Annotated in this window: 19 protein-coding genes and 2 pseudogenes; 14 read left to right on the top strand and 7 right to left on the bottom strand. The window is 69.2% G+C overall.

Features of this window, described 5'->3' with window-relative positions:
- The first annotated feature begins 114 nt into the window (after window positions 1-114).
- The 3 genes and pseudogenes from ACWD5Q_RS11755 (at window position 115) to ACWD5Q_RS11745 (ending at window position 1,788) form a co-directional block, all read left to right on the top strand.
- Complete coding sequence (locus ACWD5Q_RS11755; protein ID WP_351925803.1) at window positions 115-375, top strand: hypothetical protein; 261 nt, start codon at window positions 115-117, stop codon at window positions 373-375.
- Between the two features lie 83 nt (window positions 376-458).
- A complete protein-coding gene (locus ACWD5Q_RS11750) occupies window positions 459-731 on the top strand; it encodes a hypothetical protein (protein ID WP_451426842.1) in 273 nt (90 codons plus the stop codon).
- A gap of 600 nt (window positions 732-1,331) precedes the next feature.
- A pseudogene (locus tag ACWD5Q_RS11745) lies at window positions 1,332-1,788 on the top strand (Asp23/Gls24 family envelope stress response protein).
- 131 nt (window positions 1,789-1,919) lie between these two features.
- Here the strand turns inward: ACWD5Q_RS11745 and ACWD5Q_RS11740 are convergent.
- The 3 genes from ACWD5Q_RS11740 to ACWD5Q_RS11730 form a co-directional block, all read right to left on the bottom strand.
- Window positions 1,920-3,443, bottom strand: coding sequence for a LacI family DNA-binding transcriptional regulator (locus tag ACWD5Q_RS11740; RefSeq protein WP_451426841.1), 1,524 nt, complete (start codon window positions 3,441-3,443; stop codon window positions 1,920-1,922).
- Between the two features lie 27 nt (window positions 3,444-3,470).
- Window positions 3,471-3,845, bottom strand: a complete 375-nt coding sequence (locus ACWD5Q_RS11735; protein WP_351925809.1) for a helix-turn-helix domain-containing protein — start codon at window positions 3,843-3,845, stop codon at window positions 3,471-3,473.
- A gap of 128 nt (window positions 3,846-3,973) precedes the next feature.
- Window positions 3,974-4,492 (bottom strand): helix-turn-helix transcriptional regulator, encoded by a 519-nt coding sequence (locus ACWD5Q_RS11730; protein WP_351925810.1) that lies wholly within the window; start codon window positions 4,490-4,492, stop codon window positions 3,974-3,976.
- 300 nt (window positions 4,493-4,792) lie between these two features.
- Between ACWD5Q_RS11730 and ACWD5Q_RS11725 the strand changes: the two genes are divergently transcribed.
- From ACWD5Q_RS11725 to ACWD5Q_RS11710, 4 genes are all read left to right on the top strand, one after another.
- Window positions 4,793-6,082: a DUF3631 domain-containing protein gene (locus ACWD5Q_RS11725; RefSeq protein WP_451378384.1), complete on the top strand. Its 1,290-nt coding sequence runs from the start codon at window positions 4,793-4,795 to the stop codon at window positions 6,080-6,082.
- A gap of 205 nt (window positions 6,083-6,287) precedes the next feature.
- Window positions 6,288-7,196, top strand: a complete 909-nt coding sequence (locus ACWD5Q_RS11720) for a DUF2637 domain-containing protein (RefSeq protein WP_351925814.1) — start codon at window positions 6,288-6,290, stop codon at window positions 7,194-7,196.
- A 141-nt stretch (window positions 7,197-7,337) separates the two neighbouring features.
- On the top strand, window positions 7,338-7,979 hold the full coding sequence (mobC, locus tag ACWD5Q_RS11715) for a plasmid mobilization relaxosome protein MobC (protein ID WP_451378385.1): 642 nt from the start codon (window positions 7,338-7,340) through the stop codon (window positions 7,977-7,979).
- The gene (locus tag ACWD5Q_RS11710; RefSeq protein WP_451426840.1) at window positions 7,979-9,688 is read left to right on the top strand and encodes a relaxase/mobilization nuclease domain-containing protein; all 1,710 of its coding nucleotides are present in this window, start codon (window positions 7,979-7,981) and stop codon (window positions 9,686-9,688) included. The genes mobC and ACWD5Q_RS11710 overlap by 1 nt, the downstream gene beginning before the upstream one ends.
- Window positions 9,689-9,762: 74 nt before the next feature.
- On the opposite strand, the gene ACWD5Q_RS11705 is transcribed toward ACWD5Q_RS11710, so the two are convergent.
- The 3 genes from ACWD5Q_RS11705 to ACWD5Q_RS11695 are packed head-to-tail and all read right to left on the bottom strand — an operon-like array spanning window position 9,763 to window position 12,246.
- Window positions 9,763-10,488 (bottom strand): WbqC family protein, encoded by a 726-nt coding sequence (locus ACWD5Q_RS11705; protein ID WP_351925820.1) that lies wholly within the window; start codon window positions 10,486-10,488, stop codon window positions 9,763-9,765.
- A 28-nt stretch (window positions 10,489-10,516) separates the two neighbouring features.
- Window positions 10,517-11,206 (bottom strand): YdcF family protein, encoded by a 690-nt coding sequence (locus ACWD5Q_RS11700; protein WP_351925822.1) that lies wholly within the window; start codon window positions 11,204-11,206, stop codon window positions 10,517-10,519.
- Window positions 11,203-12,246: a helix-turn-helix domain-containing protein gene (locus ACWD5Q_RS11695; RefSeq protein ID WP_351925824.1), complete on the bottom strand. Its 1,044-nt coding sequence runs from the start codon at window positions 12,244-12,246 to the stop codon at window positions 11,203-11,205. The genes ACWD5Q_RS11700 and ACWD5Q_RS11695 overlap by 4 nt, the downstream gene beginning before the upstream one ends.
- A gap of 119 nt (window positions 12,247-12,365) precedes the next feature.
- On the opposite strand from ACWD5Q_RS11695, the gene ACWD5Q_RS11690 reads away from it, so the two are divergent.
- From ACWD5Q_RS11690 to ACWD5Q_RS11660, 7 genes and pseudogenes are all read left to right on the top strand, one after another.
- Window positions 12,366-12,794 carry a hypothetical protein gene (locus ACWD5Q_RS11690; RefSeq protein WP_351925826.1) on the top strand — a complete coding sequence of 143 codons (429 nt, stop codon included), beginning with the start codon at window positions 12,366-12,368 and terminating at the stop codon, window positions 12,792-12,794.
- Entirely contained in the window at window positions 12,781-13,197 is a 417-nt protein-coding gene (locus ACWD5Q_RS11685; protein ID WP_225076985.1) for a hypothetical protein, read from the top strand. The genes ACWD5Q_RS11690 and ACWD5Q_RS11685 overlap by 14 nt, the downstream gene beginning before the upstream one ends.
- Entirely contained in the window at window positions 13,194-13,430 is a 237-nt protein-coding gene (locus tag ACWD5Q_RS11680; RefSeq protein ID WP_451377474.1) for a DUF7848 domain-containing protein, read from the top strand. The genes ACWD5Q_RS11685 and ACWD5Q_RS11680 overlap by 4 nt, the downstream gene beginning before the upstream one ends.
- 241 nt (window positions 13,431-13,671) lie before the next feature.
- Window positions 13,672-13,830, top strand: a pseudogene (locus ACWD5Q_RS11675) (UDP-N-acetylglucosamine 1-carboxyvinyltransferase); the annotation flags it as partial.
- A 260-nt stretch (window positions 13,831-14,090) separates the two neighbouring features.
- Entirely contained in the window at window positions 14,091-15,065 is a 975-nt protein-coding gene (locus ACWD5Q_RS11670) for an STAS domain-containing protein (RefSeq protein WP_351925828.1), read from the top strand.
- Between the two features lie 199 nt (window positions 15,066-15,264).
- Entirely contained in the window at window positions 15,265-15,777 is a 513-nt protein-coding gene (locus ACWD5Q_RS11665) for a DUF5994 family protein (RefSeq protein ID WP_351925830.1), read from the top strand.
- A gap of 143 nt (window positions 15,778-15,920) precedes the next feature.
- Window positions 15,921-17,114: a PP2C family protein-serine/threonine phosphatase gene (locus ACWD5Q_RS11660; RefSeq protein WP_451377522.1), complete on the top strand. Its 1,194-nt coding sequence runs from the start codon at window positions 15,921-15,923 to the stop codon at window positions 17,112-17,114.
- A gap of 2 nt (window positions 17,115-17,116) precedes the next feature.
- Here ACWD5Q_RS11660 and ACWD5Q_RS11655 read toward each other — a convergent pair whose 3' ends face one another.
- On the bottom strand, window positions 17,117-17,599 hold the full coding sequence (locus ACWD5Q_RS11655; RefSeq protein WP_351925832.1) for a DUF5994 family protein: 483 nt from the start codon (window positions 17,597-17,599) through the stop codon (window positions 17,117-17,119).
- Window positions 17,600-17,853 lie beyond the last annotated feature (254 nt).

Raw genomic sequence — 17,853 nt, 5'->3', positions numbered from 1 at the left:
TCCACGGCGGCCGCTCACCCCTTCTCATGTGCAGGCTAACAAGTCATCAGACCCCTTCATTCCGAGGCGAGTTGCAGCATTCTGTTAGGAGTTCTTAGTGAGTAAGGGGTCACCATGAAGTCACCGGAACTGCCGTCGGCCGGGCACGCGGAGGTTCGTATCGTCGCCGCGGACCCGGAGACGGCTCGCCATGTCGCGGAGACTCTCCGCCGTTGTTTCGCCGCCACCGAAGCGCGCAGCTACCCCGCAGGCACCGACGGCGGAACACGACTCCACCTCACCGTGGACACCACGTGCATGGCGGAGCCGGTGCGCTCCTGGCTGTTGACCAGCCAGTCCTCCCGGGACGATCACACACAGCCGGACGAAATCTGAGGAGGATGCCCCTCAGCGGGGAAGGAGGACACCGCCCCAGACGTACGGGTTTCCGTCAGCGCCGGCACGAGAGGCAGGCGACCATGGCGACGTTGCACGAGCGGCAGCACTACCGCGAGGCGATCATGAAGACCCTGTACGAGGCCATCGAAGGCAATCGTCTTCTCGGCCTCACTGGGGCGCAGCTGCGCGAGGGCCTCGTCATGCCCGAGGAAGACCTGGCCGCCGCCTGCCCGTACCTGGCGGCCGAGGGACTGATCCAGGTCGACTGGGCGCGAGGAAACACACCCGCGATGGTCACACTGCTGCACAAGGGGATCCAGCTCATGGAGACCGAGGAGAAGGACAGTGACTGACACGGCCCAGGCCGCCCTCAGGGCGCCAGCCGGTCACATGACGGCCATATCCTCCCATATGACTGAAACGGCCTCCCGGGCATACCCTGATGAGTGGGCCGGTGCACTCTCACGTGCAACGACCCGGAAGGGCGGCCCCGGTGTGTATACGCCGGGGCCGTTGCGTCACTGGCACATGCCACGGGGGAGAAGGCGTGATCCGCTGGGCCGATCCCCGCGAGTGACGCAACTGCGACGTCGTTGACCCGAAGGGCCGGGAGATCAGCGCGCCGTCTACGTGGACAACGGACAGCGACTGACCCGCCGCTGATGCCGGGGGCTGACGTGGTGCTCTATCTTCTGCTGCTCATCGTGGCGGTTGTGCTCGGCGTCGACCTTGTCCTCCTGAGAACGCGGATGGAGCGCAGCCGCGGGCCCCGCGTCCGGTAGGGCGGTCCGACCGGCCACCCGACCTACCCTCTGCATGGGGTACCACCGGCTCCTGGCGCAGTGCCCGACAGCGCTCACATGCCCTCGCCTGAGCGACGTCGGGCGCTCGCCGTTAGCGTGGGGGAAGGGACCCAACAGACCACCTGCGCCTCGGAAAAGAGGTGCCCGAAGATGGCGGATATCGGACTGCCGAACCGGCGTGAGACCCCTCGCGCGGTGTCATTGGGCGAGCGCAGCGGGAAGAGGGTGGGGGCGCCGCACGGAAGCGATCCAGGGTGGCGTGGCCGTACCACGATCGCCGACGGTGTGGTGGCGAAGATTGCCGGGATGGCCGCCCGGGACGTGCCGGAGTCCATTCGATGGGCGGTGGGTTCGCCCGTGGCATGGGGGCGATGCGTGAACGTATGCCCGGTGCCAGTGGGAAGTCCGTCACCAGCGGGGTGAAGGTCGAGGTCGGCGAGGTGCAGACCGCGGTCGATCTGGAGATCGTCGTCGAGTACGGCGTCTCCATCATCGATGTCGCGGGCGATGTCAGAGAGAACGTGATCGCTGCCATCTCAACATCGCGGTCGGCGATGTGCATTTGCCCGACGAGGACGAGGAACAACCAGAGCGGCAGCTCGAGTAACCGCCGGCAATCGCCGTAACCGCACGGGTGAGCTGACCGCACCGGGTTGACGCTGCCCGGCAAGGCGGCAGGAAAGACGGGTGTGTCCCTGGCGGTGACCGCCAGGGACACACCAGCACTCATCGCTGGGGCTATACAGGCAGACGCGACTCGCTGAATGCGCGCAGGAGATGGCTGAGTACGCGCACTGATGACGTGGGACTCATCGCCAGGCGGGCTTCGAGCGCCGTCTCCCACTGCTCGGTCAGCCCGATCACGAGCCGGTTGCGCATGCCGGGGGTGACGTGGGCGTAGCGCGCCGAGACCGAGCCGTCGATGTGGCCCATGCGTTCGTCCATGAGGACCTTCTCGGTGCCGAGGTCCTCCATCATCGTCCGGTGGGTGTGGCGAAGGCCGTGGGGTGTGAGTCCCTTGGCTATCGGAAGCCAGCAGGCATCGGCCCGTACGCTGGCACCCCGCCCCCGTGCCGGGACACCGGGCCAAGGATCGCCGAGCAAGGGCACCGGCCGGGCCTCCTGCGGCGCCTTCTTCGGGTACCAGCCGGAGACCGCCGGCGTGAACAGCCAGGTGGCGAAGCCGTTCCTGCGCCAGTGGGCGGCGTGGCCCGACACCGCGCCGCCTCGCACGAATCCGAGGTCCGCGATGGCCCGCTCCACCTTGGTGCGGGTGGATTCGGTGACGCGGTCAGGGTGGTTCAGGACGTTGGAGACAGTGCCCGCCGATACGTCGGCGCGACGGGTGACGTCGATGAGCTTCGCGCCCTGGTGGCCACCGGTACGAGCCGCGCCCTGTCCGCGGAAGACGTAGATCCGGCCATGACACGGGCACGGGGTCGGCTTCGTGCGGGCGACGTGGTCGGTCAGGAGCGCCGACAGCCAGTTCGGGGCGTCGAGGGTGCGGTAGCTGTCGTCCTTGGGCGGACAGCGCACCAGCTCGCCCGTGTCGAGTTCGTACAGCTGCCATTCGACACGGACGACCCCGGGTCGGGCGAACTCGGTCTCAAGGCCGACCATTTCGCCCCAGCGCATGCCGGTGTACCCCTTCAGCACCACGGCGACGAACTCGTCGTCGCGGCCAGAGAGCAGGGCGGCCCTCTCGGCGGTCAGCAGGATGCCGAGCGCGTCGGTGACGACCTTCTCCGGACCACGGTCGCGGGAGCGGCCGGCGCGCTTGCCGCGTCCGCGCCGCCTGGCGGCCGGGTTTGACGTGATCAGGCCCTCGTCAATCGCGTCCTCGAAGATCAGGTGGAGCGTCGAGCGCCAGGTCTTGACGCTGGAGGCCGCGTAGGCGCTCTTCTCCTTCTTCTCCCAGAGGTCGACGTCCGTGCGCAGGATGCCGGCGAGCGCCTTGTCCTCGAACTCGGGGAGCAGGTGCTCCTCGATGTGGCGCTTGTAGTTCTGCATGGTCGAGGCGGCCAGGTCCTGGCCCTCGTACCAGCGGTTGGCGTACTCGCCGAAGGTCTCCTGGCCGAGCGCCGGGTCGCGCCAGTCGCCGCGCCGGTACTTGTTCTCGGCCTCGCTCGCGGCGCGCTGGGCCTCGCCCTTGGTGGCGAACCTGATCGCCTTGCCGGTCTCGTCGACGACCGTGAGGTGCTTGCCGGGCGCGGTCTTGTATCGGCCGCGCCAGTAGTTTCCGCGCTTCTCCGCGAAACCCATGTGTTCCTCCCCTTCCTCGTCGTCGACCTAAGCGGCGGTACCGAACTGGCTCTGGCGTGCTCGGCGTGGTGGCCGGGCGCGCAGGCGGGCCGTGGGCACGGCAGACGGCTGGGAGGGCTTGAGAGTTGGCGGCTTGCGGGCGGGAGCAGGGGCTGGATGCTGCCGCGGGGAGGTAGGTCGGGCCTCGTGCATGCGGATGATCTCCGCGAGGTGCTCGCCGGTGAAGCGGTAGGCGCGGCCGACGCGGGTGAACGGGATGAGGCGTCGCCGGGCGCGGTCCTTGACCCACCAGGCAGAGCAGCCGAGGACGGCGGCGACCTCCTCCGGGACGTACAGGCGCGGGGGAGTGGCCTCCGAGTGCGGAGTCGGCGCGGGGGCAGGGAGTATCGCGGATTGGCGCAAGGGGTGAGTCCTCTTCTGGCGGGCGTGGGTGCGGCAACACCGGCCCGCCGGTCGATCGCTAGGGATGAGGTGAGGTGTCCGTGCTGGGGGTTTGCGGGCCCAGGACGGGAGTGAATGAAGGCCGGTGGCTACGCCTCGCCTGAGGAGCTGGTGTCCTCGTGCTGCTCGGCGGACGACGGTCCGTACGACTCCAGCAGGTGCTTGGCAGCTGCCTCGGCCATGGCGTTGGAGACCATCACGTCCGCTTCCTCGCGGATGTCGGGGTGTTCGGCGAGGTACACGTCCAGGGCGTCACGTGCCTGGGTGAAGGCGGCGTTGGCGCGCTGGGTCTCGCGGTACGCGTCCACGACGGCGTCGATGAGTTCCATCGCGCGGGCCTGAGCGGCGAGCTGCGGGGGGCCGACGAGGTTGCGCAGGTCGATGCCGAAGACCTCGGCGAAGCCGATGGCCTCGTCGAGGTTGATGCGGCGCTTGCCGTTCTCGATGCGCCAGACCGCCGACGGGTTCATGTCGAAGCCGGCGTCGTTCAGGCGGTCGGACAGAGCGTTGGTGCTCCAGCCGCGCGCCTCGCGCTCGAGCTTGATGCGCACCGCGACGTTCGCCTCGCCGCTGAGCAGCACGCCCTGCGGGGCGTCTTCGTCCGCCACGGCCACCTCCTTCCATTCGTAGCAAGTCACTGCCGTATGCAGCGACCCATACACAGTAACATCCTTCTGCGAGATGCAGAGCACTTCTGCAATCGGCAATTCATGTGGCATGCTGGTAGCCCCGCCCCCTCCAGCCCGAGGAGTCCCCGCGCCCCACCCCATGTAGCGCCACATGCAAAAAGCCCCCGGCTGTCACCGGGGGCCAAGCGCAAACCTCTCAACCGCCATCCCTAGCGATCGACCCGCGTGGCCGGGATTGCCGTCCCATATGGCCCGCGAGCAGAGGAGCTGATGCCCAGTATGACCGAACCCCAGCCGAATACGCCATCCCTCCAGGCCGACGGCACACCGGCCGACGCAACCGGCCAGCCGACTCACACCGCGCCACCCGCAGACGCAGCCCGCCACGACGAACCCAAAGTCGTGCCTGCGTTCGAGGGGGCTCAGATACTGGATGACCTGCGGGCCCGGATCAAGCAGTTCGTCGTGATGCCGAGCGACGAGGCCCTCACCGCAGTAACCCTGTGGGTGGCGGCCACCCATCTGCAGCCCGCGTGGCAGCACGCGCCGCGCCTGGCAGTGGTCGGTCCGGCCAAGCGGTGCGGCAAGTCGCGGCTGCTCGACGTGGTGACCGAGACCGTGCACGCACCGCTGATCACGGTCAACGCCAGCCCTGCGGCGATCTTCCGCTCGATCACCGCCGAGGATCCGCCCACGCTCCTGGTCGACGAGGCCGACACGCTGTTCGGCACCGCCAAGTCGGCTGAGCGCAACGAGGACCTGCGCGGCCTGCTGAACGCCGGCCACCAGCGCAACCGGCCCACCTTGCGTGTCACCGGCCCTGAACACACACCGGTCGCCTTCCCGACCTTCGCCATGGCCGCCCTGGCGGGCATCGGTGACCTCCCCGACACGATCATGGACCGGTCGGTGGTCATCCGGATGCGCCGCCGGGCACCGGGCGAGACCGTCGCGGCGTTCCGCACAGGGCGGGACACCCCCGCCCTGCACGCCGTACGCGACCGCCTTACCGCCTGGCTCCAGCCCCGGCGCACCGAGGCGATGGACGCCGAGCCGGGCATGCCGGTCGAGGACCGTGCCGCCGACACCTGGGAGCCCCTGGTGATCGTCGCCGACCTCGCGGGAGGCGACTGGCCCCCGCTGGCCCGAACGGCCTGCCGGGTGATGACCGCCCACGAGTCGGGCAAGGACGCGGACACAGGGCTACGCACCCGCATCCTGATCGACATCCGCCGGGTCTTCACCGCCGAGCGCAACCCCGCCGCGCTGCGCACGAGCCGTCTGCTCGAAGAGCTCAACAACGACGAGGAAGCGCCATGGGCCGAGTACGGCTCTACCGGGCTGACCTCGCGCCGACTCGGGATTCTGCTGGAGGACTACGGCATCCGCCCGGGCAATCGCCGTTTCCCCGGCGGCGGCCAGGCCAAGGGCTACGCCCGAAACCAGTTCCTCGACGCATGGGCTCGCTACTGCCCCGCACCAACGGCCGAAACGGCGAATCCAGCCGAGCCCGGCGAGGGCGCAGGCACCGGCACCGGCACCGGCACCGGCACCGGCACCGCAGCCTGACCCGGCTCGACCCGTCACACCCGTCCCCGCGCAGGTCAGCGCAGGGACGGGTGATCGGCCCGCAACGGGTCAACCCGACATCGTCATGTCTCTCGTACCTGCCCTGACCAGGCACGCAACGGGTGGTACGAGTCACCGCACCTCACAGCGGCCCCTTCCTCCTGCGCCAGTGAGCGCCGCCCAACACCAACTGGAGTGCTTCCTCTTGACTCCTCGCACCACCGTCACCGCACCCTCCGCCCTACCGGGCAGCGCCGCGATCCGCTTCGGCATCGTCCTGCTCGGTGCCATCGGTTTCGCCCTCTCCTACGACGCCCTGCGTCAGATGGCCGTCGCCATCCACATCCGCGGAATGCTCACCTATGTCTTCCCGCTCGTGATCGACGGGTTCATCGCCATCGGCGTCGGCACCCTGCTCATCCTGCGCACCGCCCCGCTGCGCTCACGCCTGTACGTATGGGCGCTCGTCGGACTGGCCACCGCCACGAGTATCTGGGCCAACGCCCTGCACGCCGTCCGTCTCAACCAACAAACCCGCCCGGACGGACTGCACCTGGACGACATCACCGTCGGCGTCCTGTCCGCCATCGCCCCGCTCGCTCTGGCCGGCGCCGTCCACCTCTACATCGTGATCCGCCGCCATCCCACGCCTGGCGCCCAGGAAGTGGGCGCCGCCGTACGCCACACCCCTGCCACCCACAGCCACAACGGCACCGATGGCGCCCAGCTCGCCGCCCCCGCCGAAGAGGACCCCGATCGCCCGGACCCACTCGCTCTTGAAGTGGCAGACGGTCACATCGACGTGGCTCGGGTTTCCGCCGACGCGGCGCAGGGTGCCGCCAACGCGCCGGAGCTCCCACAGCCTTCTGCCGAGCCGGAAGCCCAGAAGCCTCGCGCTGTGTCCGGCGACCTCCTCGCCATAGCCCGCACCGCGCCACTAGGACGCGGTGGCCGCGCCTCCCGCCGCCACATCGAGGAGGCAATCCGTGGCGAGGGCCTTTCCATCAGCCGGGCTGACGCGGAAACGGTCAAGGACGCCCTGCAGGCCGAACTCGACGAGGCCATCACTCAGAGGCAGACCGAACTCGACCAGGCTGCCGCTGGCGCTTTCTGAGTCCTACGCCCGCTCACGTCGCCCCCCTCTCGACTCGCACCACCCGTCCCCGCACAGGTCAGCGCGGGGACGGGTGATCGGCCCGCAACGAGTCCACCCGACATCGCCCCGCATCACGAACGCTCTACGGAGAACCTCCTCATGCACGACCCGCACGACGGACTCCCCACCACCCAAAAGGCGATGACGACCACCGCCACCCAGCCAGCAAGGTATGCCGCTGGACCGTCCAAGGGCCGGTCCAACGAAGCAGCCTCCGCCCCAGGGGTGGCGGAGGCCCTCGGGGACCAGGGGGTGCCCGAGGAGGAACAGCCCGTCGACACCGCCACAGTTCCGCTGCCGCGAGCCGCCGACGCCGCCGCGCTGCACCGCGTCGCCCGACGCCGCCAGCGCAAAGACACCCAGCGCAAGGAGCGTGTCGACGTGCGCTACAGCGTCGACGAGAAGGCCGACATCCTCCGCATGGCCAGGTCGCTGAACATCGCCGGCGCCCACTACGTCGGCGCCGTCGTCATGGCCCACCTCCACGGCGACCTCACCGTGCCCGGCCAGCGCACCCCGCTCGACGACTACATCGACGAGCTGACCGCCCTCCGCAGCCAGGTCGCCAAGATCGGCCACAACATCAACCAGATCGCCAAGAAGCTCAACTCCGGTGGCCATTCACACCCTGGGGACACCGCCCTCCTGAGCCAGGCCGAACGCACCCTGGACGTGGTCGGCACCACCGTCCGCCACATCGCGGCAACCACAAACCAGGCAGCCGCCAAGAAGGCAGCCTGATGATCGCGAATATCCGTAGCGGCAAGGAAACCGCCGGCCTCATCCGGTACCTGTTCGACACGAAGAGGGCCAAGGACCACACAGACGCACATCTGGTCGCCTCCTGGGATGGCTTCGCACCCGACCCAGGCCGTTCCGAGGACGTCGACGCCACGAGGAACCTCTTGGTGGCGGACCTGGACCTGCACGTCAAGCAGGCCACACGGCTCGGCCGCGCCCCCGAGCGGCACGTGTGGCACTGCTCGGTACGCGCCGCGCCCGAAGACCGCATCCTCAGCGACGAGGAGTGGGCCGACATCGCCCGCCGGGTCGTCGCCGCCACCGGCATCGCGCCGGACGGCGACCCAGACGGCTGCCGCTGGGTCGCCGTCCGCCACGCCCCCGACCACATCCACATCGCGGCCACCAAAGTCCGCGGCGACCTGCGCATCGCGCGCCACTGGAACGACTACCTCACCGCCGACCGCGAACTCGCCGCGATCGAGGAGGAATACGGCCTGCGGCAAGTCGTACGCGGTGACCGCACCGCCGCGAAGCGCCCGACCCGCGCCGAGCAGGAAAAGGCCCACCGCCAAGGCCAGCACAAGCCCGCTCGCGAACGCCTGCGCTCCACCGTCCGCACCGCAGTAGCCGCCGCCACCAGCGCCGAGGAGTTCGTACACCTGCTCAGCCACGTCGACGGAGTACTCGCCGAAGTCGTGTACTTCCCCTCCGGAGACGTACGCGGCTACAAGGTCGCCTGCGAAGACACAACCACCGCCAGCAACGAGCCCGTCTGGTTCTCGGGCTCCGAACTCGCCCCGGACCTGTCCTTCCCCAAGATCCGCGAGCGACTCGAAGCCATCGACCCACAGCCCGCCGAGCAGCCGGGCCGACGCAGGCCCAACCCCTGGCACCAGGCCACCGCAGCCGCCGAACGCATCCCCCACCGCCTCGACCATGCCGACGATGAAGCCGCCCAAGGTCACCTCGCCGCATTCGGCGAAGCCCTCGACGCCCTACCTCTCATCGCGCCCCAGCCCGTTCGATCCCAACTCCGTGAGGCAGCGACCACGTTCGAGCGCGCCACCCGGTCCCGCATCCGAGCCGATCACCACCATGCCCGTGCCCTGCGCGGTGCCGTGCGGGCCATGCTCCGCGAGACTGCCCCCAGGGACGGAGCTGCCCTGGCGATGTTCCTCGACGCCGCGATCCTCGCCATCATCGCCGCCGCTCGCTGGCACGAGCTCCGCCACCACGACCAGCAAGTCGCTGCCGCCCATCAGGCCGTGATCTACCTCCAGGCGGCTTACGCCCAGGTGGCTGCCGCGCCCCTGACCGCCCTGGCCCAGCGCCGACCGCCGCAGCAGATGGTCGAGCGGCACATCCACGTCATCCGACGCTCCGTGCCCGAACACGCGGCGCAGGTGATGGAGGACGGGGCCTTCGACGCCCTCGCTGCCACACTCGCCGAGGCCGAGGCCGCAGGACACGACCCCGAGCAACTCCTCCAGCAAGCCGCCGATCAGCGAGCTCTGGACGATGCTCGCCACCCAGCACGGGTCCTGACCTGGCGTGTCCAGCGTCTCAGCGCAAGGCCGGCGCCCAGCGCACGCGCCCGTGCAGCGCAGGCCCGCAGTGCAGCGTGGCGCCCCGGCGTGCCACCACTGCATGCGACAACGGCGGCTTCCCCAGCCACCCTGCAACCGACCCAAGCTCGGCGGCGCTGATCAGGCCGGGGCGGACAGCTCGGGAGTGACCAGTTCCAACGCTTCTTGTGCCGCGTCCGAAGTATCTGGCACGGTCACGACGCGAATCCAAGGCGGTGATTTTCTCGCTGGGCAGCCAAGTGGTTCGCCAGTGCCCCGGGGCCGATCTCGCTCAGGACCCAGAGGCTGCTGGACCGCCGGGCCCACTGCCAGAGCGGGTCGCCGGTATCCGCAGGGGTGTGGAAGGGCAGTACGGGGATGCCGTGGGTATTGAAGGGATCGGGGTCGAGGTAGCGCAGACCGCCGGTGCCGCACAGATAGTGGGTACTGCCGGTGGCCATGGCAAGGTCGGCAAGACGCTCGGACCGGCTTTGGCGAGCCGGGATCCCACTGCTGTCCAACACTTCCCCTGCCCAGCCAAGGACGCCGAGCATGGCAACCGTCGATGCTCTCGCGATGCTGGCCACACAGTCTGTGGTGGCAAGCGCGTACACAACCGCGTCCAGGACCTCGGACACGGCACCCCAGTGGGAGCTGCGCCCGTAGTACTGGCGCACAAGCAGCTCGACCGTGCGGCGCGAGTGGCCGGGATCAACGAGCCGAGCCTGGTTGATCAGTGTCGGACGTCCATGGGGAAGATGTGTCGGCAGTGTGAGCCACTGCTGCCGACCGGGATCGCCCAAGGCGGCGAGACGTGCTCGGTGCTGGTAGTCGCGCCGGGCGAACTGCACGTCGTCGAGGACGATCCAGCGGTCGGCGGCGAAGAGCTTCGCCAGAGTGGACAGCCGTGGGAACAGGTTCGGTTGATGGATCGCGCACATCCCGCTCGGCGGGCTGACGCGGGGTGGCTCAGGTGCTGATGAGGCGGCTGTCGAAGCCGGCGCCCAGGAGTCGCTCGTAAGCGTCATAGACATCCCCCGGTACTTCCTGCTCGATGGCAAAACCAAGCTTTGGGTACTCGATCACCCGTTGCAGGTCGCCGACGAGCATGTCGACGACGAGCTTCTCGTCGCCGATGGACTTGATGTAGTCGTCCAGCTCCAGCGGTTCGGAGGCGCAGACGACCTCGGCCTCGGGCCACAGTTTGCGGCAGGTCGCATAGGAGCGGCGCTCCATGTACGGCTTGGAGATGAGGAGCAGCGACTCGATCTCCACCCCGGCCTCGGCGAGCAGCTCGCGGGAGAAGGTGATGTTCTGGCCGGTGTTGGCCGCCTTCGACTCGACCAGGATCGCCTCGTCCGGCACGCCCAGGCCCAGGGCGTGCTCGCGATAGTGGACGGCCTCGCCGCGAGGGAAGCGGGCACGGGTGGTGGGGCTGTTGCCGCCGCTGAAAACCAGGACGGAGAAGAGACCAGCACGGTACAGATCGGCGGCCGCGGTGGCCACACCGAGGTCGTGGCTGCCGAGACCGATCGCCGCCGAGCAGGGCCGCTGCTCGTGGCCCATCTGGTGGTAGTTCCAGATCAGTGTCGCGTCGTGGAACTGCTCGTCGGTGATCTGGCGCTGCTCGTGCTCCGGCACTGGCACTCCCTGGCTCATCCCTGCTGACCCTTTCGGATGCCCTCGATGCTGCGGAACTGGTGGCTCAGCCCATACTGGCGAGCCACCTGTGCCGCTTGGTCGAGGACGGACAGCCCATCATTCCGGGTCGCCGCGTCCGACAGAAGGATGTGCCCGTGGGCGGTGTCCAACCGCACCCGCTGCATCGGGGAGTCGACCGTCCCGGTGCTGCGTGCGATGTCGATGCAGTGCAGGGCCTGCTTCAGGTCGCCGGCGCCGCGGTGGGCCAGGGCCAGCTTCTGGTGGGCGACCGACCAGTCCTCCGGCTCACCCAGATCCTCGAAGGCGCGGGTGGCAGCAGTCATCACGCGGGTGGCGTACTCGTTGTTGCCCTCCTTGCTCAGCGCCGTACCCACCCAGAGTCCAGCTCTGGCTCGGTCGCGGGGGCTCAATCGCTCGTCTAACGAGAGGAGTTCGTACTGGCGGGCAGAGGCATCGAGCTGGCCGGACATTTCCTGTACGACGGCGAGGGACAGCTCGATCTGCGCGACGCGACGCGGGATGTTCAGCTCGGTGAACATGCCACGGGCGGTCAGGTAAGAGTGCCGGGCGGAGAGCGGCCCCAGGATGGCGCCTTGATCGCGCTGGAGGTCGCCGAGGAGGACGAGGGAACGTCCGTAGAGGTAGAGCCCCTTGTCGTCGAGGTCGTGCGGGTCGTAGCGGCTCAGCCAGCGGTTCAACAGGGACGAGGCGAAAGGGAAGTTCTGGCGGCTGACACAGACGACAGCGCGGTCGATGTCCTCGGTCCACGTTTCGTGGTCTGCCGGCCGCGTGCTCTTCCGTCCGGGAGACACCAGCGCCTCGAAGCGGGCCTGAGCAGCGGAGTCCGCACGGGCGAGCGCGGTGTCGAGGATTGCCTGGGTGTCCGGCCGGGGCTGGGTTTCGGTGCCGAGGCTCTCCCACTTGGCGACCGTGCGCAGCGCGACACCGAGGTGCTCGGCGAAGGCGCGCGTGCTCATGCGCAGCGCTGCGCGCAGGGCGCTCGCTTCCCGGCCGGTCCATTGCTGCACGCTGACCACGAGTAACCTCCCTCCGTCACGTATGTAAGCACTCTCGGTGACGAGGTGGGGCGGGAAGTGCAACGTAAGTGCAACAGCAGGTCATTTCGAGGCCGTTCACGGAGGCCGACGCTGTGGGCATGGACGACGAACTCATCACCGAACGCCGCTCCGTGGCCTTCCCCCAGGTCTTCGGCTACCTGCGCCACGTCACCGGTGGCCTGACCCGCCACGCAGCGCTCATCGACTGCCTCACCGAGTACTGCCGGCAGCATGAGCTGACCCTGGGCGGCGTATTCACAGACCGCGACCCAGCGGTGGCCGTCCACTCCCCCGCCTTCGTCGGTCTCCTGGACGCGCTCGAACTGCCCGGCAGCTATGGCGCCGTGGTTCCCGCCCTCAGCCATCTGGGTCCGCAGCGCGTTGTGGCCGAGCGGAAGCGACAGATAACGGCAACGAGCGCCCGTCTGATCGTGGTGCGCACCGTCGGGCCGGCACAAGCCCCCGTTCCTTCTCCCGACGCTGGCTCCGACCACCAGTGCAAAGGAGTGCGTGATGTCCGTTCGTGAGGCGCTGCGAAGCGCACCCGTGGTCAACGACGCGCCCGGCCTGCGTCTGCTCCGGGTCGGCGAAGGCTGGGACCTTGTGCGAACCACCGCGGAGATCGGTCTCCTGGCCCTGGCCCACCTGCGCGTCACTGGTGCGGCGATCGGTCCAGTGTTGTACGACAGCCCCAACGGGCGTCTCTACTACGCCATCGAGACCGGCACCGCCGAAAGCTGGGACGACCTGCCGGTACGACACCTCTCCACCAACTCGTGGCTCGTCGCCCCCAGCCTGGAGCTGATCGACGACTGGTTCGGTGGCTGGTACGAGCTGCCCGACGACGACACCCTCACCGACGCCGGCGCCCTGCACGCCGCCCTCCAGCACCCATACGTCAGTACCGCTCTGGAAGGGGCTGGCCGGTGAGCAGCCGAGCGGTCGTCTGCCACAAGGAATGGATGCTCCAGCCGGACAGGGAACCGGATGCCGAGCCCACCACCTATGCGATGCAGTGCGCAGTCTGTGGCGAGAGCTCGCCGACCAGCTCCGACTTCGCCGAACCGCAGGACTGGGTGTTCGAGCACGGCGGCCGCAACCCCACGCACCACACGTACCGAGAGATCATCTCCCGGCCGTGGCGCGCCTGGTGGAAGCAGTGATGGGCCGCGCAGTGAGCCGACTGGCCCGCTACACGGGGCCGCTTCTGATCATGCTGATCTCCGCCTCATGCGGATTCGTGATCGGCTTCGCAGTCGCCGCCGCCCCGAACGGCCCCTGAGCCCCCGTCCCTGCCGGAATCCCGCCACCCCGACAGCCGTAACACCAGGTCAGGCCCGGTGCTGAGAGATCAGCACCGGGCCTGATCTGCTGTATGCCTCCGCTTTGGGAGCAACCTCTTGCCCCCACCTGACTCGCCTGGGTGCCGAGTTCCACGAATTCTCCCCCACCAAGTGCCGCTTCACCGGCCCACAGCAGCTGGCCGGCGCAGGGGTGGAGGCCACCGACATCCGCACAGGGTCCGCCCTGCTCATCGCCGGCCTCACCGCCCGCGGCGTCAGCGGGAGTGTCCTGGCGCGCCCTCGGCGCAGCCGCTTCCGGTTGCGGCCGACGTACGGTTGAAGTACCGAGGGCATCACGCACTCCGGCCGCCACGCCGGGTCGTCCTCGGCGAGAGACGAGTCCGGGCCGCCCCAATCGTCGGCGCGGAGACGGGTCGGCATCATGTCCGCCGCGGTCGAAGCAACTCCGCGCGAGCTCATCATGGCTGGGGCCGCGCTGAGCACCCGCGCGGGTCCGCGCCCCCACCAAGGGGAGGCGTGATGACCCTTTCCCGGCTGGACATTCATAGGCGGAACCGAGGGGAGCGGACGTTCGTCACGCTTGCTGGTGACATCGGGCCGGCCACGACGCCGCTGCTGCGGGCCGCGTTGGAGCAGTGTCTGCTGGACGGTGTCACCGTGATCGACATCGACCTGACCACGGTCGGCTCCTGCGACGCGGGGGGCCTGGACGTCCTCCGGTCGGCATCACGGCGCGCCGGCCGGGTCCACGCCTGCCTGAGGCTGCAGCACCCGTGCGCGCAGATCACCCGGCTCCTCGATGTCACCGGATCCACTTCGCTGCTCCTTACCGGCCAGGTGAGTCCCGTGCCGCCCACCGCATCCGGCAACCTTCTGAGTACCGCGCCGCGGGCGCCCGGGGACCCCGCTCGTCGGCTGGATCAGCCGGTCCTCAAGGACGGGATCCGGCTTCGCCGGCTGACCCGCTGGCAGGCCGAAGACATGCGCGAGGACATCGCGGACCTGGCTGCGGAGTCCGTCGCGGGCACCCCCGGCGAGGCGTACCACGACCGTGGAGACTTCCTGCACCGCCTGGCGGTCACTGCCCACCGCCCCGGCTTCGCCCTGCTGGTCGCAGAGACGACGGTGCTGGTCGGTTGCGCCTTCGGTTTTCCGGTGGGTGCTGACGGTTCCGGCCGGCGGGGGTTCGACGGAACGCTCCAGGGGATCATCCATCGGCTCACCTCCCGCGCACGGTTCGTCGTCCTCACCCAGGTGGTGGCCCATCCGCACGCTCAGCACCGCGATATCGCCCGCCGCCTGCAGCAGCGTCTGCTCACAGACCTGCACTCCTGCCTCGGGGTCACCCTGCTGCATCCTGCCGACCAGGCAGGACAAGCCGCCTTCTCGTCCTGGGGTTGGCAGAACATGGGTGAGGTCGTCGGGCTGCCCGGCGCCGTCGCCCCCTGTGTGCTGACCCTGTCCGTCGAAGGGCTGGCCTTGGCACGCCGATGATTTGGCAGAGGGGCGATGAGCCGGCGGTCGTACCGGCCGGCTGTCTGCCTCTCCGCGATGGCTGCGCACCAGGCCGCCCGCCACGGCCGGGAGTAGCCTGACACGTACCGAGAGCTTTCGGGCGCACGACCACGGCGGCGCCGTTCCCGGCGAGTGGCAGACACGGGCGGCCGGAAGCCGCCCGGAACGGGATCGCACGATGAACGCCATCACAGAGCCCGCCGAAGGTACGGCACCAGATGAAGGCCGCTCCTACCGGATGCCCTTGCCCCGGCTGCGCCTCACGGCGGGCGTCAGCCATGGCCCGCTGGACGGCGCGTGGTGGCCGCGCTGCTACGCACTGGAACTGGAGCTGCCCGCGCTGGTCGGCTCCTTGGATCCGAGCGTCGGCACCGTCACCCGCGTCACCGTGGGGACCGCCACCTGGCCCGATGCCCCGCAGGAGGTGATGGCGCCCGGCCATGTGATCGAGGTGGTCCTGACCGATCTTGCCGCCGAGGTGCATGCCATCACCGTGGACTGCGGCACCGTGGGACGCTGGGAACTGCTGGTGATCCCCCCGGACGAGCCGGCCGGAGCCGCCACCCGGCTGCTGACCGCTGCCGCCGACCCCGGGAACCCACTGTCGGCTCCGCGCCTGCTGGCACTCGTCGAGAGCGGCCTCGACGGACAAGACACATGGGAGTCGGAAGGAGGGTCCGGACTCAGGTGAGAGGCCCGATCCATCCGGACGGACCCGGGTGACGGGGCCAGTCCCGGGGCATCTACGACCCGTCGATGGAGCGATGACACTGGCAGACCCTGCGTCGTCCCAGCCCGCCGCTCCGATCGGCTCGGATCATGGCGGGTGAGGGGATGACGGCCGGACAGCGTGCAGACCGCTACGAGAGCTTCGGGGAAGCTCTGCTGGGAGAGGTCCTCGACCGCGCGCATGAGCTGCCGCCCCATCTCATCGGGCCCTTGGTCGCTGACGTGGTGGAGCGGCTCGGGGGTCGCCGGCCGCAGGTGCTGCTGCAGGACTACGGCCAACTGCTGCTCGTCCCCCTGCCCGGCGACGGCCTCACGGACGGGGAACCGCAGGTGATCGACGACTCCGAGGCGGGCCGCTGCTTTCTCGACGCTCACCCCGTCGAGCTGCCCGAGGACGACGGCGTGCGAATCCTGCTGCCGCTGCTGGACGGCGGCGATCAGGTCGGAGTCATGGCAGTGACGTTGGACAGCGTCGATGAACACGACCGCCGCATGCTGCGCAGGCTCGCCGGCCTGGTGGCCGACCTACTGGTGACCAAGCACGGCTACTCCGACCTCTTCTTCGGTGTCCGACGCAGCGAACCGATGAGCGTCGCCGCCGAGATCCAGTGGGCCCTGCTGCCACCGCTGGCGATGATCATGCCTCGGGTCGCCGTGGCCGGGATCCTTGAACCCGCCTATGACGTGGCGGGTGACAGCTTCGACTACGCCCTCAACGGAGACGTCCTCCACGTGGCCATGATCGACGCGATGGGACACGGCCTGGACGCGGCCACGATGGCGACCGTGGCCATCGGCGCCTACCGCCACGCCCGCCGCGCCGGCACCGGACTGCCGGAGATCTACGCCTTCATGGACCGCGCAGTGGCGGACCAGTTCGGCCCCGAGCACTTCGTCACGGCGCAGATGCTGCAGCTGGACACCACGACGGGGCATCTTCTGTGGGTCAACGCCGGGCACCCGTCACCGATGCTCGTCCGTGATCACCGCGTCACACTCCGGCTGACCGGTCCGACGACCCTCCCTGTCGGCTTCGGGGGTCCGCAGCCGCAGACGAGCGAGATGAAGCTGGAGCCGGGGGACCGCCTCCTCTGCTTCACGGACGGACTGATCGAGGAGCACAAGACCGGGGAGGACGAGTTCGGGGAGGACCTGATGATCGACTGGGTGAACCAGTTGGAGAGAACCGGCCGCGGAATCCGGGCGGTGGCGCGGTCCCTGTCCCACACGCTCAAGCGGGCGCGGGGCGGACACACCACGGATGACGCGACGCTGCTCCTGGTGGAGTGGCGCGGCTGACCTCACTCCGGCGGCACCTGCGCGCTTCGGGTGTCGATGAGTATCTGATTCGCCTGGGTGACGTTGTCGGCCCGGACGGCCTGGGCCATCGCGGCGCGGGCGGCCTCGGGTGCTGTGTCCGGCGGAACCACCAGCAGCGAGAAGATGTCCTGGTCGCCTCGGGTGATCAGCACGGTGTCGTCGCCCAGCGGAAAGGAGTCGATGTGCACCACCTGGTCGTCGACGACGATCCGCGTCGGAAGCCCTTCCCAGGCCGTGGTGTCCAGCCCGACGCGCGTGAGGGGGCCGAGATGGCCGGTGAGGGCGCTGAGCAGCGCGGGCAGCTCGGCGGCGATGTCGCGCGACCGCGGCCACCACGCACCGTCGAGGACACCTTCGCGCGACTCCGTGGTCTCCAGCCGGAGCAACGCACACCCCGGCTGCACGGCCTCGTGAACACCGCTGGGCAGATGCCGGGAAACAGACCGTGCATCGGAGCCGGTCATGAGGATCACCCGTCTTCGGGAATCGGGGCGATCACAGGACTCGCCTCGCCTTTTACACGCTACTCCTCGTGCACGGGCGCCGAATTTCCGGATGTCGAGTTGGAGGAAGCCATCGTCGCCGACACCGAGGCGATGACAGGCGCGTGTCCGCCATGGCTACTTGACGACGAGGCTGCGGTGGAAGAGGCATTCCCTCGCGCTATCCGGAGCCCCGAGGATGTGGCGAGGGTCAAAGCCCAGCGCCGCGCGGAGGA

This window comes from Streptomyces sp. NPDC002513, from assembly GCF_053595355.1.
This window is presented reverse-complemented; position numbering and strand designations above follow the sequence as displayed.

What these genes read in the sequence shown, in the direction of transcription:
- ACWD5Q_RS11670 (WP_351925828.1), top strand. Translation starts at nt 14,091, where the DNA reads ATGACCCTTTCCCGGCTGGACATTCATAGGCGGAACCGAGGGGAGCGG.
- ACWD5Q_RS11660 (WP_451377522.1), top strand. Translation starts at nt 15,921, where the DNA reads ATGACGGCCGGACAGCGTGCAGACCGCTACGAGAGCTTCGGGGAAGCT.
- ACWD5Q_RS11750 (WP_451426842.1), top strand. Translation starts at nt 459, where the DNA reads ATGGCGACGTTGCACGAGCGGCAGCACTACCGCGAGGCGATCATGAAG.
- ACWD5Q_RS11690 (WP_351925826.1), top strand. Translation starts at nt 12,366, where the DNA reads ATGGACGACGAACTCATCACCGAACGCCGCTCCGTGGCCTTCCCCCAG.
- ACWD5Q_RS11685 (WP_225076985.1), top strand. Translation starts at nt 12,781, where the DNA reads ATGTCCGTTCGTGAGGCGCTGCGAAGCGCACCCGTGGTCAACGACGCG.
- ACWD5Q_RS11655 (WP_351925832.1), bottom strand. Translation starts at nt 17,599, where the DNA reads ATGACCGGCTCCGATGCACGGTCTGTTTCCCGGCATCTGCCCAGCGGT.
- mobC (WP_451378385.1), top strand. Translation starts at nt 7,338, where the DNA reads ATGCACGACCCGCACGACGGACTCCCCACCACCCAAAAGGCGATGACG.
- ACWD5Q_RS11740 (WP_451426841.1), bottom strand. Translation starts at nt 3,443, where the DNA reads ATGGGTTTCGCGGAGAAGCGCGGAAACTACTGGCGCGGCCGATACAAG.
- ACWD5Q_RS11725 (WP_451378384.1), top strand. Translation starts at nt 4,793, where the DNA reads ATGACCGAACCCCAGCCGAATACGCCATCCCTCCAGGCCGACGGCACA.
- ACWD5Q_RS11710 (WP_451426840.1), top strand. Translation starts at nt 7,979, where the DNA reads ATGATCGCGAATATCCGTAGCGGCAAGGAAACCGCCGGCCTCATCCGG.
- ACWD5Q_RS11700 (WP_351925822.1), bottom strand. Translation starts at nt 11,206, where the DNA reads ATGAGCCAGGGAGTGCCAGTGCCGGAGCACGAGCAGCGCCAGATCACC.
- ACWD5Q_RS11665 (WP_351925830.1), top strand. Translation starts at nt 15,265, where the DNA reads ATGAACGCCATCACAGAGCCCGCCGAAGGTACGGCACCAGATGAAGGC.
- ACWD5Q_RS11705 (WP_351925820.1), bottom strand. Translation starts at nt 10,488, where the DNA reads ATGTGCGCGATCCATCAACCGAACCTGTTCCCACGGCTGTCCACTCTG.
- ACWD5Q_RS11755 (WP_351925803.1), top strand. Translation starts at nt 115, where the DNA reads ATGAAGTCACCGGAACTGCCGTCGGCCGGGCACGCGGAGGTTCGTATC.